The following is a 14,388-nucleotide window of genomic DNA, read 5'->3' on the forward strand; positions in this document are numbered from 1 at the left end:
CAGCGCGATACGGCCGCGCCCGCGTGCGGTCAGTTCCCGTACCGCGTCGGGGACGGTGGGCGCGGCGGCCGACGCGTACGCGGGGACGACCGGCACTCCCCCGAGCCGTGCGCCGAGCAGCGCGGCCGTGCGCCGGGTGGCCGCGGCCGACCGGGGGTCGCGTGATCCGGCGGCGGCGAGGACGACACCGGTCTCGTGCGCGCGGTGCGGCTCGTCGCGCCAGCCGGCCTCCACCAGGCGGGCGTACAGCGTCTCGACGAGCAGGGGGTGCGGGCCGAGCGGCGCGGCGATCGTGGTGCGCAGCCGGGGCGCGGCGGCGGCGAGGCGCGGCAGGTCGTGTGTGACGTGGTGGCCGGGTCCGAGCAGCAGCGGTACGAGTACGGCCCGGCCGTCTCCCAGGGAGGTGAGCGTGTCGGCGAGGGACGGTTTCTCGATCTCGATGTGCCCGAGCCGGACGGTGAGCCCGGGGCGGTGCTCCCGGACCCGCCGCAGCAGCGCCGTGATGGTGCGCAGGGCGCGTGGATCACGGCTGCCGTGGGCGACGACGACAAGGGTGGGGGCAAGGGTGGGCGGCTCGTCCATGGGCCGATCCTGCGGGGCGGACGTTGCCGGGTGGTTGCGGTGTGTGTCGTGGAGGTTTTCGGGGTGCTCACAGGCCGGACCGGGGCACGGCGAACTCTTCGGCGGCGCCGGACGTCGTACGGAGTACGTACGGGACGGACGTACGGATGGATGGCCGGACGACGGGGGCTCATGTTCATGCCGAAGATGCCACGGCTGCGGAAGCCGCTCTCGCGGCTGGGGCTGCGGTTGCCGGCGCGGTTGCGGCTGCCCGCGCGGACGCGCGAGCTGCGGCTGCCCGCCGTACGGCTGCCGAGGACACGGCGGGGACAGCGGCGGGCCGCGCAGGCCGTCATGGTCGGTTGCGCACTGGCGCTGGCGCCCGCCACATGGATGTACACGACCGCCGACGCCCATGTCCGTTCCGTCGCCGACGTGCCCGCGCGGGACGTCGCCGTCGTGTTCGGGGCGGGTCTGCGCGAGGGGGTGCCGTCGCCGTACCTGGCGCACCGCCTCGACGCCGCGGCCGAGCTGTACGAGGGCGGAAAGGTGAGGGTCGTCCTCGTCACCGGGGACAACAGCCGTGAGGAGTACGACGAACCGGACGCCATGCGGACGTATCTGACGGCGCGTGGGGTGCCGGACGGCCGGATCGTCAGCGACTACGCGGGCTTCGACACCTGGGACTCGTGCGTCCGGGCCAAGAAGATCTTCGGGGTCGAGCGGGCGGTGCTGGTGACGCAGGGTTTCCACGTACGGCGCGCGGTCGCGCTCTGCCGGGCGGCGGGCGTCGACTCCTACGGCGTCGGGGTCGCCGAGCGGCGCGACGTGACCTGGTACTACGGCGGGGTCCGGGAACTGGCGGCGGCGGGAAAGGCGGCGCTCGACACGGTGACGCGGCCCGATCCGCACTTCCTGGGCCCGCGCGAGCCGGGCGTGACGGAGGCGCTGGCGGGCGGCGGGCCGTGACCGGCCGCCCCTCACAGCGCCGGCGGGCCGCGCGGGAGGTGCGCGTGTCGGGGGCGTAACCGGGTGCGGCCGGGGCCGTAACACCCGCGTCGCACGCTGGCGTCATGACCGATGCCGCCGTCCCGACCCACTGCCCCTACTGCGCGCTGCAGTGCGGGATGAGCCTGCGGCCCACGGCGGACGAGCCGGGCGTCGAGGTCGTCGAGCGCGCCGACTTCCCCGTCAACCGGGGCGCGCTCTGCGGCAAGGGCCGTACGGCGCCGGCCGTGCTGTCCTCGCGGGTGCGGCTCACCGAACCGCTCGTGCGGCGGTCTCCGGGCGGTCCGCTCGAACCGGCCGGCTGGGACGAGGCGCTCGGTGCCGTCGCCGCCGGGCTCGCGCGGACGCGGGCGGAGCACGGGCCGGACGCGGTGGGGGTCTTCGGCGGGGGCGGGCTGACCAACGAGAAGGCGTACGCGCTCGGCAAGTTCGCCCGCGTGGTGCTCGGGACCTCGCAGATCGACTACAACGGGCGGTTCTGCATGTCCTCGGCGGCGGCGGCGCACCAGCGGGCGTTCGGGCTCGACCGGGGGCTGCCGTTCCCGCTCGCCGACATCCCGCGCACGGGGTGCGTGATCCTCGTCGGTTCCAATCTCGCCGAGACCATGCCGCCCGCCCTGCGGTACCTGACCGAACTGCGGGAGAACGGCGGCACGCTGATCGTCGTCGATCCGCGCCGGACCAGGACCGCCGAGCAGGCGGACCTCCATCTGGCGCCCCGGCCCGGCACCGATCTGGCCCTGGCGCTGGGCGTGTTGCACCTGGTGGTGGCGCAGGGCCGGACGGACGAGGAGTTCGTACGGGAGCGGACGGCCGGCTGGCCGGAGGCCAGGGCGGCGGCGATGGCGCACTGGCCGGAGCACGTCGAACGGGTCACGGGGGTCCCGGTGCCCCAACTACGCGAAGCCGTACGGATGTTCTGCGACGCGCCGACGGGCATGGTGCTCACGGCGCGCGGGCCCGAGCAGCAGTCCAAGGGCACCGACACCGTGGGCGCCTGGATCAACTTCTGCCTCGCGACCGGGCGCGCGGGCCGGCCGCTGTCCGGCTACGGCTGTCTCACCGGCCAGGGCAACGGTCAGGGCGGGCGTGAACACGGCCAGAAGGCCGACCAGTTGCCCGGTTACCGCAAGCTCACCGACCCGGCGGCGCGGGAGCACGTGGCGCGGGTGTGGGGGGTGGATCCCGACGGGCTGCCCGGTCCGGGGCGCAGCGCGTACGAACTGCTCGACGCGCTCGGCGGCGAGGTGCGGTCGCTGCTGCTGATGGGCTCGAACCCGGTCGTCTCGGCGCCGCGCGCGGCGCACATCGAGGGGCGGCTGCGCTCGCTGGACTTCCTGGCCGTGGCGGACGTGGTGCTCTCGGAGACGGCGGCGCTCGCCGACGTCGTGCTGCCGGTGGCGCAGTGGGCGGAGGAGACGGGGACGACGACCAGTGTGGAGGGGCGGGTCCTGCTGCGGCGCCGTGCGCTCGGCCCGCCGGCGGGCGTACGGAGCGATCTTCAGGTGCTGCACGGGCTCGCGGGGCTGCTCGGCCACGAGAAGGGGTTTCCGGCGGATCCCGAGGAGGTGTTCGAGGAGCTGCGGCGGGCCTCGGAGGGCGGTCCGGCCGACTACTCGGGGATCACCTACCGGCGGATCGCGGCGGAGGACGGGGTGTTCTGGCCGTGCCCCGGGGAGGGGCACCCCGGTACGCCCCGGCTCTTCCTCGACCGGTTCGCCACCGACGACGGGCGGGCCCGTTTCGTACCCGTCGTCCACCGGCCGGCCGCCGAGGAGACGGACGCGGAGTATCCGGTGCTGCTCACGACGGGGCGGGTCGTCTCGCAGTACCAGTCGGGCGCGCAGACCCGGCGCGTCGACGAGCTGAACGCCGCCGCGCCGGGTCCCTTCGTGGAGCTGCACCCACGGCTCGCCGAGCGGCTCGGGGTCTCCGAGGGCGACCGGCTCGCCGTGGTCTCGCGACGGGGCAGGGCGGTCGCGCCCGCGCGGATCACGACGGCGATCCGCGCGGACACGGTCTTCATGCCGTTCCACTGGCCGGGCGAGGGCCGGGCGAACAACCTGACGAACCCGGCGCTCGATCCGACGTCGAGGATGCCGGAGTTCAAGGTGTGCGCGGTGCGCGTGGAGCGCGTGGGTGTCTGACGGCCCGGACGGCTCAGTCGGCCGGCGGGATCACCGGCAGCAGCAGGTACGACGCGTGGTCACCGCCCGTGTGGACCGTGGTGTGGCCGTCGTACGTCCCCGCCACCCGGTCGCGGTCGTCGTTGTGCAGGAACGGTCCGCAGCCGGTGAGGTCGTTCTTCAGGTTGGACAGCCGGGCGCCGGGCCCCGGGTGGACGTAGTCCCTGCCCCGCACCTGGAGCGCGATCCGGTATCCGGCCGGGACGACCAGACAGGTCGGCAGGATCTCGATGTCGAGCGCGTACACCTCCCCCGGCTCCAGCGGCTCGGCGCGGTCGTGCGGGTGGTAGGGGCGGTGGGCGGTGGACAGTTCGGGGTCGAGGCGGCGGTGCGACGCCCGCAGCCAGCCCTGCGCGACGGGTGTGTGCGGGTCGAGCGCGCCCTGGAAGACGACCTCGTCACCGTCCGGGCCGTAGACACGCACGACGAGGAACAGGTCGGCGTCGGTGGTGCTGCTGGAGACGTGGAGCCGCGCCGCGAGCGGGCCGGTGATCTCGGTCTCCTCGGTGAGCGGCGGGGTGCTGAACTCCACCCCGTCCCCCAGGGCCGCGAACCGCGCCGACGCGGCGGCGGCCGGTGCCCCGGCGGCGAGGGAGGAACCGGCGGCGTCCAGATGAAGTTTCGTCCACCGGGTGGACGGCAGCGGCCAGGCGTCCTCGCCGCGCTCCGTGAAGGTCGCGTCGACGTGCCGGATCTGCAACTGCACCGCCGGGCGGTCCTCCCAGCCGTTGGGCTCGTCCTTGAGGTAGCGGTCGAAGAACCGCTTCTGGAGGCCGACGCCGTAGTCGGTGTAGAACAGCGGCCAGTGCGCGTGGCCGTGCATCTCCAGCCACTTGGCGCCGGACGCGGCCCGTACGAACCCCTCGACGTTGCCCCGCAGATGCAGGCCCTGTCCGCCCCAGTTGCCGCAGCTCAGGACCGGCACGTCGATGGCGTCCCAGTCCGCCGACCGCTCCCGGTGGTAGCTGTCGAAGAAGGGGTGGGCGGCGATGTCGGCGCCCAGGTCGGTGCGGTTGGCGGCCAGTTCGGCCGCGTCGAGGAGGTCGTCGCCGCAGATGAGCTGCCCCGTGTTGGGGTCGCGGCCGCCGGTCTCGCCGACGCCGTACTGCACGGTCTTGACCTGCATGTCGTACCAGTTGTCCCAGAAGGTGGAGCGGATGCCGCCCTGGTACGAGCCGTCGCGGTAGAAGTCCGACGCGCCCTCCCACGGGCAGATCGCGGCGAGGTGCGGGGGCCGCAGCGAGGCGACCTGCCACTGGTTCATCGCGTAGTAGGAGATGCCGTTGAGGCCGACCCGGCCGTTGCTCCAGTCGCGGGTGCCCGCCCATTCGACGCAGTCGTGGAAGTCGCGGGTCTCGCGCGGTGAGAACGGGTCGACGCGGCCCGGGGAACGGCCGGTTCCCCGCGAGTCCACGCGCACGCACGCGTAGCCGTCCGGCACCCACTTCTCCGGGTCGACGACTTCCCAGTTCTGGTAGGTGTTCGAGGTGCCGGCCACGGTGTCGGGGTGGTCGCGCGCCATGGCCTGCCACGCGCTGGGGTAGCCGCGCTCGAAGGGCAGGCCCTTCGCGTACGGGCCGTACGTCATGATCACCGGTACCGGTCCGTCGGTCACCGGGCGGAACACGTCCGCGCGCAGGACGACTCCGTCGTCCATCTCGACGGGCACGTCCCACTCGATCCGCATGCCGCGGACGGTCTCGGTCCGGAACGGCCGTGCGTCACCGGCGTCGGGCATTTCTCGCTCCTTGCTCGCCGCTCTTTCGCGGCTCCTGGTCTGGTCCGTGGTCGGTGATCAGCGGTTGACGTGCAGGTGCCAGGGCGCGAGCCGGCGCAGCGCCGCCTCGGTCCCGGTGCGTGCGGCGATGCCGAGCACGGCCAGCACGAGGACGGCGACGAACGCGGCGTCCTGGTCGAACGAACGGGCGTTGGTGAGGATGAACGTGCCGAGTCCCGGCAGGCTGGCGAGGAACTCCACGGCGACCGCGCCGACCAGCGCCCGGCCGACGGCGACCTGGACGCCCGCGACGACGAACGGGAGAGTGGCCGGCAGAGTCACGTCGACCACCACCCGGGGGCGGGAGAGCCGCAGCATCCGGGCGAGTTCGGAGAGCTGGAGCGGTACGTTCCGGGCGCCGTCGCCCGTGCTGACCACGCAGGGCAGGAACGCGGAGAGCGCGATGACGGCCAGCCGGGTCTCGCCCGAGTAGCCGAGCCAGATCGTCGCCATGGGGACGATCGCGAGCATCGGCATGGCGTACAGGCCGCTGACGTACGGCGAGGTCAGGTGGCGCAGCCACGCCACCCGTCCGACGGCGAGACCGAGTCCGGTGCCCGCGACGCAGCCGATGAGCAGGCCGAGCAGCACTCCGCCCAGGGTCTCGCCGAGCGCCGTGGAGAACGCCGAGGAGGTCAGCGTCGGCCAGGCGGCCCCGGCGACGCCGGAGGGGGTGGGCAGGTAGTCGGGCAGCCAGAGCCGTACGGAGAACTCCCAGACGGCCAGGACGAGGACGGCGACGGTCAGTTTCCCGGTGATGTCGGCGCGGCGGCCGACGGGGCGGTCGGTGGCCGGACCGAGGCGCCGGCGCCTGCGGGCGGCCGGGTTCGCGGCCCGCGCCTTCGGTGTCATGGTCTCCGGTGTCATGACCGCACCTCCCGCCACCGCGCGAAGTAGCCCTCGACGGCCCGGCCGCAGCCCATCAGGGCGACGGCCAGCACCGACACCAGCAGGGTCAGTCCGAGCACGGTGGCCGAGTCGAACTGGGTGCTCGCGGCGAGCAACAGCCCGCCGACGCCGCTGGCGTTGAGGAAGAATTCGGCGGCGAGGGTGCCGACGAAGGCCATCGCGATGCCCTGCCGTACGCCGGTCATGGCGTACGGCACGGTGTGCGGCAGCAGGACGTCCTTCCAGATCCGCCACTCGCTGCTGCGGAACGTGCGCGCGACTTCGAGCAGGGTGGTCGGCACCCGGTGTGCTCCTTCCGCGGTGTTGACGGCGATGGGGAACACCGCGGTCAGGAAGACCACGAGGGTCTTGGCGGGGAGCCCGAACCCGAACGCCGACAGGATCAGCGGGGCCAGGGCGACGATCGGAACGGACTGGAGGGCGAACAGCAGCCAGTCGGTGCTGCTGCGCAGCAGCCGGGCCCGGGAGAGCAGCAGGCCGAATCCGACCCCGGCGACGATCGCGAGGGCGAGCCCGACGACGAGCAGCCGGCCCGACGAGAGCAGCGCGCTCGGCAGTGTGCCGTCCCCGGTGAGGGTGGCCAGGGCCGAGAGCGAGCGGCCGGGGGTGGCGAACAGGACCGGGTCGCGCTGCCCCGCCCACTGCCAGATCCCGAGTCCGACGAGCAGTCCGGCGGCCGAGATGGAGAGGGGTGTCAGACGGCGGACGACGCGGCGACCGCGCGGTGGGGCCGCCGGTGGCGCGGCTTCGGCCGGGGGCCGTGCCGTGTCCGGTGGCGCCACGGGGCGCGGGGATGTGGCCGGGGGCGTCCCCATCACTTGCCCGTCGCGTCGGCGAACACGGACGGGTCGACCATGTCGTCGTACTTCGGCGCCTTCTGCTTGGGTACGTTGCCCGCCGCGACGGCGCCCTCGATGGTGTGCTCGATTGCGTCACGGTCCAGGCCGTCGCCCGACTCGGGCCAGACGCCGAGGGAGAGGAACTTCGGCATCGCGGCCTCGGTGACGCTCTCCGGCGCCTTCGTGACGCCGGAGGCCACGGCCGCGACCTCCTTGAGGTTGGCCGGGTCGTTCATGTATGCGATGGACTCGCGTATCGCGGCGACCACGTCGACCCACTGCTCGCGGGACGCGCCGGCCAGCGCGCTCTTGGGTGCCACGAGCACTGTGTAGTGCTCCAGGGGGTCGACACCGGCCAGGGTCATGATCTCGTGGGCCTTGGTGCCGGGCTTGACCTTCTGCTGCACGGTGGCGAGTTCGTCCGGGTGCAGGACGGCGACCTTGACCTGGCCGGCCACGAGCGCGTCGACCGTGGGCGGGCCGCCGACGTTGATCGTGCTGACGTCGTTCTTGCCGAGTCCGCAGCTCTTGAGCATGCCCGCGAGGGCGAGGGCCTTGGGCGCGCCCACCGCGTCCACCGCCACCGTCTTGCCCTTGACCGCCTCGCAGGTCGTGAGGCCGGGGTCGGTGCTGGCCAGCAGATAGGTGGGCTTGGGGAAGCCCATGACGGAGACGACCGAGCCGCCGGTGGCCCGCAGGGCGACGGCGCCCGGGGTGCCGATGATGCCGCCCTGGATCTCACCGCTCTGCACCGCGCGGCCGACGTCGGCGCCGGTCGTCAGCGGGCGCAGGGTGACGTCGAGGCCGCGGTCCTTGAAGAAGCCCTGCTTCTCGCCCACGTACATCACGGTGTTGAGGAAGATGGGCGGGATGCCCGGTACGCCGATGGTCATCTTGCCGCCGCCGGAGGCGGAACCCGCCGCCGTGTCGGAGCCGCCGTCGCCGCAGCCGGCGAGGGTGCCGACGAGAGCGAGGACGGTGGCCGCACCGACCAGGGCGGACCTGCGTCGCGGAAACTTCATGGGAACTGCTCCTTCGTCTTCCGCGCCAAGGTGCACGGCAGGGCTGAGGGTGGGTGTGGCGGGAGCGGGGTACGCGGGCTTCGCGTGGTGACGTCCGGGCCGGAACGGGGCCGGGACGGCACGGGCCGGGACGGGGGCCGGACGGCGCCGGTCAGCGGCCGGAATCGGAGTTCATGATCAGGGACCAGACGCGCTCGCGGATCGCCAGGAACTCCGGCGACGCCGTCACGGAACGGTCCCGGTGCCGGGGAAGCGTCACATCGATCAGCTCGGCCACGCCGCTGGGGCGGCCGCCCAGCACGGCGATCCGGTTGCCGAAGAGAACGGCCTCGTCGATCGAGTGGGTGACGAAGAGCATCGTCACGGGGTGGTCCTGCCAGATGCGCAGCAGTTCGAACTGGAGCACCTCGCGCGTCTGGGCGTCCAGCGCGCCGAAGGGCTCGTCCATAAGGAGCAGCCGGGGGCGTACGGCCAGTGCCCTGGCCAGACCGGTGCGCTGCTGCATGCCGCCGGACAGTTGATGGGGGTAGGACTTCTCGAAGCCGGAGAGTCCGACGAGGGTGATCAACTCCCGGGCCCGGTCGAGCGCTTCCTTCTTCCCCGTCCCCCGCACGCGCAGCGCGTAGGCGACGTTCGACTCGACCGTCTTCCAGGGGAAGAGACCGAAGTGCTGGAAGACCATGGCCACCCCGTCCGGGGTGCCGTCGACCACGTGGCCGTCGATACGGACGGCGCCCTCGGCCGGCGGGACGAGACCGGCCACCGCCCGTAGCAGCGTGGTCTTGCCGCAGCCGGACGGACCGACGATGGAGAGAACCTCGCCGGCGCCGATGGTCAGATTGATGTCCTGGGAAACCGTGCGCTCGCCGAATCGCATGGTCAGGCCGTCGAGCCCGACCGTGGCACCGGCGTCGTCGCCGTCCGCCGGTGCGGCTTGGCGCACCGCTTTGATCGTGGTCATACCGGGGATTCTGGGACTAGGATGCCTGACATGCAATAGCTATACTTCAGAATCTGGAAAATGCATCATCTTGGTATGAGGTGCCTATGACCACGAGGGCGAACCCTCTTCTCCTGCTGCACACCTGGGGCGGCGACGCCGCGACCTGGGGGCCCGCGCTGCGCCATCTCGGCGCGGACGGACGGCTCTTGAAGGCGATCGACCTGCCGGGCCACGGGGCCCGCGCCACCGAGCCGTTCACCGTGGACGGCTCGGTGGACGGGGCCGTGTCCGCGTGCGCGGGCGGGTCCGCGTCCATGGACGGGCCCTTGGACGCGGCCGGCCCCGTGGACGTGACCGTGCCCGTGGATGTCGTCGGCTCCGGGCTCGGCGCGCTCGTCGCGCTCGCCCTGGCGCAGCGGCACCCGGACCGGGTGCGTTCGCTGACGCTGGTCGGATTCCCCCCGGCCGCCGGCGCCGAGGCGGCCCGCCGCCCCGCGGACACCCGGGCCGCGCTCACCCGTGACGGCGCGGCCCTCTTCGCCGGGAACTACGTCGACAGCACGCTCCTGTCCGCCGATCCCGGCCACCGTGACCTGCTGCGCCGCGCCATGGCCGGCACCCGGCCCGAGGTCCTGATCGACTCGCTGCGCGCCACGCTCGACTGGACCGCGCACACGCGGCCGGGTCCGCTCGGCCTGCCGTGCCAGGTGCTGCGCGGCGCTCGGGACCACCGGGTGCCCGCCGCGGCGGCCGACGCGCTCGCCGAACGGCTCGGCGGCGCCTGCGCCGTCGTACCGGGCGCGGGCCATGTCGCCTATCTGGACGAGCCGGAAGCCTTCGCCGCCGCGCTCACCTCCTTCCACAGCGGGCCGCGCACCGCACCCGCCGACTGATGCCCCGCCGCCCGCCGGTCCGTCCTCAATCGCCCACGCCACACCGTTCGTTCCGTTCGATGCGACACTCGTCAGGCCCGCCGCCCGCTCCCCCACCGCTCACCGAGCGCCCACGACAGAAGGACCACGACATGCCGCCGCAGTCCCGACGAACGAAGACCGCCACGACTGACGGCGTCGTACCCAAGGGCGTCGCCAAGACCGTGCCGAAACCGGCCAAGTCGTCGGCCAAGGCGCCGACCAAGCGGGACCGCATCGCGACCGAGCTGCGGCGGATGATCAGCGAGGGCGAGCTGCCCCGGGGCAGCCGTATCCAGCAGGACGTGCTCGCCGCGATGTTCGACACCAGCATCACCCCGGTCCGCGAGGCACTGCGCCTGCTGGAGGCCGAGGGTGTGCTGGTCGGCGAGCCGCACAAGGGCGTCAGGGTGGCGGACGCCGACTACGAGCAGGTCAAGACCGTCTACCTGCTGCGGCGTCTGGTGGAGCCGTACGCCATGCAGCGTGCCGCACGGCGGCTCTCGCCGCTGGACATCGACCTGGCCGAGCGGCTGGTCACCGACATGGAGCAGGCGGCGGAGGAAGGGGACAGGGCGCGGCTGAACGCGGCCAACTACCAGTTCCACTTCCTCTTCTACGCCAAGTGCGGCAACGAGGGTCTGGCGGCGGAGATCGACCAGCTCTGGCAGAAGTTCCCCTGGGACGTGCTCCAGGTGCTCCACGACCGTGCGGACGAGACGTCCAACGAGCACCGGTCCATGCTGGCCGCCGCCCGCCTCGGGGACGGCGACGCGCTGGCGAAGGCCACCGAGTGGCACCTCTCGCGCAGCTTCCTGGCGCTGGGCAGGCACTTGACGGGCCGGCCGGTCGCCGACCCGTTCGACGTCGACAACGACTGAGACCGGGCTGCCCCCGGAGAGTCGTCGAACCGTCCGGCGGGACAGGCCCCGCCGGACGGTTCGCCGGTTCTTCGGGAGCGGCCCGGGGACCGGCGGGGCCTATCCGGCCGGCTCCCGCTCCGCCATGTCCGCCTCGGACAGGCCGAGTTCGGCCAGTACCTCGGCGGTGTGCTCCCCCAGCGCGGGCACCCTCCGGCCGCCCGGCGGCTCGGGTGCGCGGTGCAGCGGCGAGGTGACCACCCGCACCGCCTGTCCGTCCGGCAGCGTCGCCTCCGACCAGCGTCCGGCCGCTTCCGCCTGCGGATGGGCCAGTACGTCGGCGATCTGGTTCAGCCGTGCGTGCGGTACGTCCGCCGCTTCGAGCCGGGCGGTGACCTCTGCGGTGGACAGGGTGATGAGCCGTGCCTGCACCGCCCGTTCGGTGCGTTCACGGTGCCGTACCCGCGCGCTGTTGGAGCTGAAGTCCGGGTCGTCGAGCAGCGCCGGATCGTCGAGCACGGTGCGGCAGAGCCGCTGCCACTGCCCCTCGTTCTGCACCGCGACGAGCACGTCCTGCCCGTCCGCCGTCGTGTACGGCCCGTACGGGGCGATGCTGGCGTGCCGCAGACCGGCGGGAGCGGGGGCGGAACCGGAGTGCAGTTCGGCGAGCAGCAGCGGGCTCATCCACTCCAGCAGTACGTCGAACAGGGCGATGTCGATCCGCCGCCCGAGGCCGGTCCGTTCCCGGGCGTAGAGGGCGGAGGTGACGGCGCCGAGCGCGTACGAGCCACCCGCCAGGTCCGCGAGGGAGACGCCCGGTTTGGCCGGGGTGTCGGGCGTGCCCGTGGCGGAGATCGTGCCGGCCTCGCCCTGCACCAGCGCGTCGTACGCCTTGCGGCCGGCGTAGGGGCCGGCCGGGCCGTAGCCGGAGAGATAGCAGCGCACCAGGCGCGGGTTGAGCTCCGCCAGGGCCTCGTCGGTGATGATCCGGTTCAGTGCGCCGGGCGCCAGGTTGGAGACCAGGACGTCGGCCCCGGCGAGCAGTTGGCGCAGCGCCCGCCGCCCCGGCTCGCTCTTCAGGTCGAGTACGACGCTGCGCTTGCCCCGGTTGAGCCAGACGAAGTGGCTGGCCAGACCGTGCACGCTCTCGTCGTAGCCGCGGGCGAAGTCGCCGCCGCCCGGCCGCTCGATCTTGACGACCTCGGCTCCCAGGTCGGCCAGATGGCGGGTGCACAGGGGGGCGGCGACGGCCTGTTCGACCGCGATCACCCGGATGCCCCGCAGGTCGCCGGTCATCAGCGGCCGAAGCGCAGCACGGTGCCGACCGCGGGCTGCACGTAGTTGGCGGACATGTCGGCGGAGAGCCGGGTGTGGGTGCGCAGTCCGGAGCAGTGCATCGGCATGACGGTCGCGACCTCCAGTTCGGCGAACGCGGCGGCGGTCAGCTCGACGTTCTCCGCGGGGGTGGTGGGGAAGCCGAGGTGGAAACCGCCCATCACGGCGCGCACGGGCTTGGGCCCGCACACCGCGCGTGCCTGCTCGATGGTGTTGACGACGCCGGCGTGCGCGCAGCCGGTGAGGACGACGAGCCCTTCGCCGCGTACGTCGATCACGAGCCCCATCTCGTCCATGACCTCGTCCCGGCGGAGCTTTCCCTCCGCCGAGACCTGGTACAGGCCGGGGTCGCCGGGCTTGAACGCCGGTGCCGCGCCCGCCTCGAAGGCGACCTTCCTGGGGATCACACCGGTGGTGTGCACGCCGCAGCCGAGGTCGAGGGGGTCCTGGGTCAGTACGGGTACGCCGCCGGACCTCTCGACCTCGCCGAACCGGAACGCGGCGTTGTAGACGGAGGAGGTGCGGCCGTCGCCCATCACGGCGTAGCGAGGGAGTTCGGCGTCGGCGTGGGTGGCGACGGGGACGGGGCGTCCGGCGAGGTCGAGGAAGCGGTGGATTCCACCGAAATGATCCGGGTGGCCGTGGCTGATGACGACATGGTCGATGGAGGCGGGGTCGACGCCGAGCACCCGCATGTTGTGTTCGAGCACGGTGCCGGTGAGGCCGACGTCGAACAGGACGCGCACGCCGTGCCGGCCGCGTACCGCCTCGACGAGGAAGCTGATGCCGTTTTCGGCCTGGGGCGGCACGCGCTTGGGATCGAAGTGCTCGATCAGGCCGTGCCGGGAGACGCAGTGGTCGTCCGCGCCGCCGCCCCCGTGGCCGCCGGTGGGGCTGGCCTGGTCGGGCAGCAGCATGTCCACCTGGTTCTCGACCAGCACGGTAATCGTCACGCTGTCGGCTTCGAACACGCCGCGGTCCTCCCGTAGTTACGAGTCCGGGTCACGGGTCCGGGGCCACGCCCACTTCCGTATGCGACACCCGGTCTTGAAGTATGGTGAGTCGCAAACTACATCACCATCATGGAAAATGCATCATCTGATTCATGATGTGCAAGGAGTCCTCATGTCAGCGCCCATACCGGGTCAGCCGCCCCGCTCCCATCTGTATGTACCCGCCGACCAGCCCCGCTTTCTGCGCGCCGCGCCGCGCTCGGGGGCGGACGCGCTGATCCTCGATCTGGAGGACGCCGTCGCGCCGTCGAGGAAGGACGGGGCGCGCGCAGCCGCCGTCGCCTTCGCCGGGGAGCACCCCGCCGGGGGCCCGGAGCTGTGGGTACGGATCAACGAGGGCGCCCGCGGCCGGGACGACGCCCGCGCGCTGCTGGCCACGGGCCGCGTCGACGGGCTGTGGATGCCGAAGGCGACGGCCGGGGCCGGCCTGGACACGCTGATCGCGCTGGTGGCCGGCGCCCCGGAGGTCGCGCTGGGGCTGCTGGTCGAGAGCGCCACGGGGGTGCTCTCGCTCGGTGACACCGCCGGCCGCGCCGGAGTGCGTCATCTCCAGCTCGGCGAGGTCGACCTGCGGGCGGATCTGCGGATGGCCCCGGATCCCGTCCCCGGCGACCACCTGCTCGACTGGGCTCGCGGACTGACGGTGGCGCACACGGCCGCGCACGGTCTTCTCTCGGCCGTGGCCCCCGTGTCGGTGCACACCTCGGACCCCGCGGCGTTCCGCGCGTCGAGCCTGCGGCTGCGCGGGCTGGGCTTCCAGGGGCGGGCCTGTATCCACCCGGCCCAGGTCGCCGTCGCCAACGAGGTGTTCGGTGTCGACCCCGGCGAACTGGCCGACGCGCACGCCCTGTTGGACCTGTTCGAAGACCGGCTGGACGCGGGCAGCGGCGCGTTCCGCGACAGCGGGGGCGCGATGGTCGACGCGGCGACGGTCCGCCGCGCCCGCGAACTCACGGGGCGGGCGGACCGGACGGCCTAGGTGTATTGATCACGAGCGTTGTTAACGCCGACTGGTCTTGATCAT

At 73.0% G+C, this 14,388-nt stretch carries 13 protein-coding genes; 5 read left to right on the top strand and 8 right to left on the bottom strand.

The window, feature by feature from the left end:
- On the bottom strand, positions 1-582 hold a 582-nt coding region (locus tag GXP76_RS27380), incomplete at its 3' end, for a sirohydrochlorin chelatase (RefSeq protein ID WP_242574291.1).
- Positions 583-759: 177 nt separating this feature from the next.
- Between GXP76_RS27380 and GXP76_RS27385 the strand changes: the two genes are divergently transcribed.
- Entirely contained in the window at positions 760-1,530 is a 771-nt protein-coding gene (locus GXP76_RS27385; protein ID WP_242574292.1) for a vancomycin high temperature exclusion protein, read from the top strand.
- A 104-nt stretch (positions 1,531-1,634) separates the two neighbouring features.
- Positions 1,635-3,716: a molybdopterin oxidoreductase family protein gene (locus GXP76_RS27390; RefSeq protein WP_242574293.1), complete on the top strand. Its 2,082-nt coding sequence runs from the start codon at positions 1,635-1,637 to the stop codon at positions 3,714-3,716.
- Positions 3,717-3,729: 13 nt separating this feature from the next.
- On the opposite strand, the gene GXP76_RS27395 is transcribed toward GXP76_RS27390, so the two are convergent.
- The 5 genes from GXP76_RS27395 to GXP76_RS27415 all read right to left on the bottom strand — a co-directional run bounded on the left by GXP76_RS27395 (position 3,730) and on the right by GXP76_RS27415 (position 9,263).
- The gene (locus GXP76_RS27395; protein WP_242574294.1) at positions 3,730-5,493 is read right to left on the bottom strand and encodes a CocE/NonD family hydrolase; all 1,764 of its coding nucleotides are present in this window, start codon (positions 5,491-5,493) and stop codon (positions 3,730-3,732) included.
- A gap of 57 nt (positions 5,494-5,550) precedes the next feature.
- The gene (locus GXP76_RS27400) at positions 5,551-6,399 is read right to left on the bottom strand and encodes an ABC transporter permease (RefSeq protein ID WP_242574295.1); all 849 of its coding nucleotides are present in this window, start codon (positions 6,397-6,399) and stop codon (positions 5,551-5,553) included.
- Positions 6,396-7,223, bottom strand: coding sequence for an ABC transporter permease (locus GXP76_RS27405; protein WP_242574296.1), 828 nt, complete (start codon positions 7,221-7,223; stop codon positions 6,396-6,398). The genes GXP76_RS27400 and GXP76_RS27405 overlap by 4 nt, the downstream gene beginning before the upstream one ends.
- Before the next feature lie 32 nt (positions 7,224-7,255).
- Complete coding sequence (locus GXP76_RS27410) at positions 7,256-8,302, bottom strand: ABC transporter substrate-binding protein (protein WP_242574297.1); 1,047 nt, start codon at positions 8,300-8,302, stop codon at positions 7,256-7,258.
- 151 nt (positions 8,303-8,453) lie between these two features.
- Complete coding sequence (locus tag GXP76_RS27415; RefSeq protein ID WP_242574298.1) at positions 8,454-9,263, bottom strand: ABC transporter ATP-binding protein; 810 nt, start codon at positions 9,261-9,263, stop codon at positions 8,454-8,456.
- An 86-nt stretch (positions 9,264-9,349) separates the two neighbouring features.
- Between GXP76_RS27415 and GXP76_RS27420 the strand changes: the two genes are divergently transcribed.
- Both GXP76_RS27420 and GXP76_RS27425 read left to right on the top strand, forming a co-directional pair.
- Positions 9,350-10,138, top strand: a complete 789-nt coding sequence (locus GXP76_RS27420; protein WP_242574299.1) for an alpha/beta fold hydrolase — start codon at positions 9,350-9,352, stop codon at positions 10,136-10,138.
- Between the two features lie 131 nt (positions 10,139-10,269).
- A complete protein-coding gene (locus tag GXP76_RS27425; protein WP_242574300.1) occupies positions 10,270-11,037 on the top strand; it encodes a GntR family transcriptional regulator in 768 nt (255 codons plus the stop codon).
- Between the two features lie 99 nt (positions 11,038-11,136).
- Here GXP76_RS27425 and GXP76_RS27430 read toward each other — a convergent pair whose 3' ends face one another.
- Both GXP76_RS27430 and GXP76_RS27435 read right to left on the bottom strand, forming a co-directional pair.
- Positions 11,137-12,312, bottom strand: a complete 1,176-nt coding sequence (locus tag GXP76_RS27430; RefSeq protein WP_242574301.1) for a CaiB/BaiF CoA-transferase family protein — start codon at positions 12,310-12,312, stop codon at positions 11,137-11,139.
- Positions 12,312-13,322, bottom strand: a complete 1,011-nt coding sequence (locus tag GXP76_RS27435; RefSeq protein WP_242574302.1) for an MBL fold metallo-hydrolase — start codon at positions 13,320-13,322, stop codon at positions 12,312-12,314. Before GXP76_RS27435 ends, GXP76_RS27430 begins: the two co-directional genes overlap by 1 nt.
- A gap of 154 nt (positions 13,323-13,476) precedes the next feature.
- Here GXP76_RS27435 and GXP76_RS27440 point away from each other — a divergent pair, with 154 nt between their 5' ends.
- Positions 13,477-14,343: a CoA ester lyase gene (locus tag GXP76_RS27440; RefSeq protein WP_242574303.1), complete on the top strand. Its 867-nt coding sequence runs from the start codon at positions 13,477-13,479 to the stop codon at positions 14,341-14,343.
- Positions 14,344-14,388: the final 45 nt, after the last annotated feature.

The sequence above is a fragment of the Streptomyces sp. NP-1717 genome (genome assembly GCF_022695985.1).
Classification (GTDB): Bacteria; Actinomycetota; Actinomycetes; order Streptomycetales; family Streptomycetaceae; genus Streptomyces.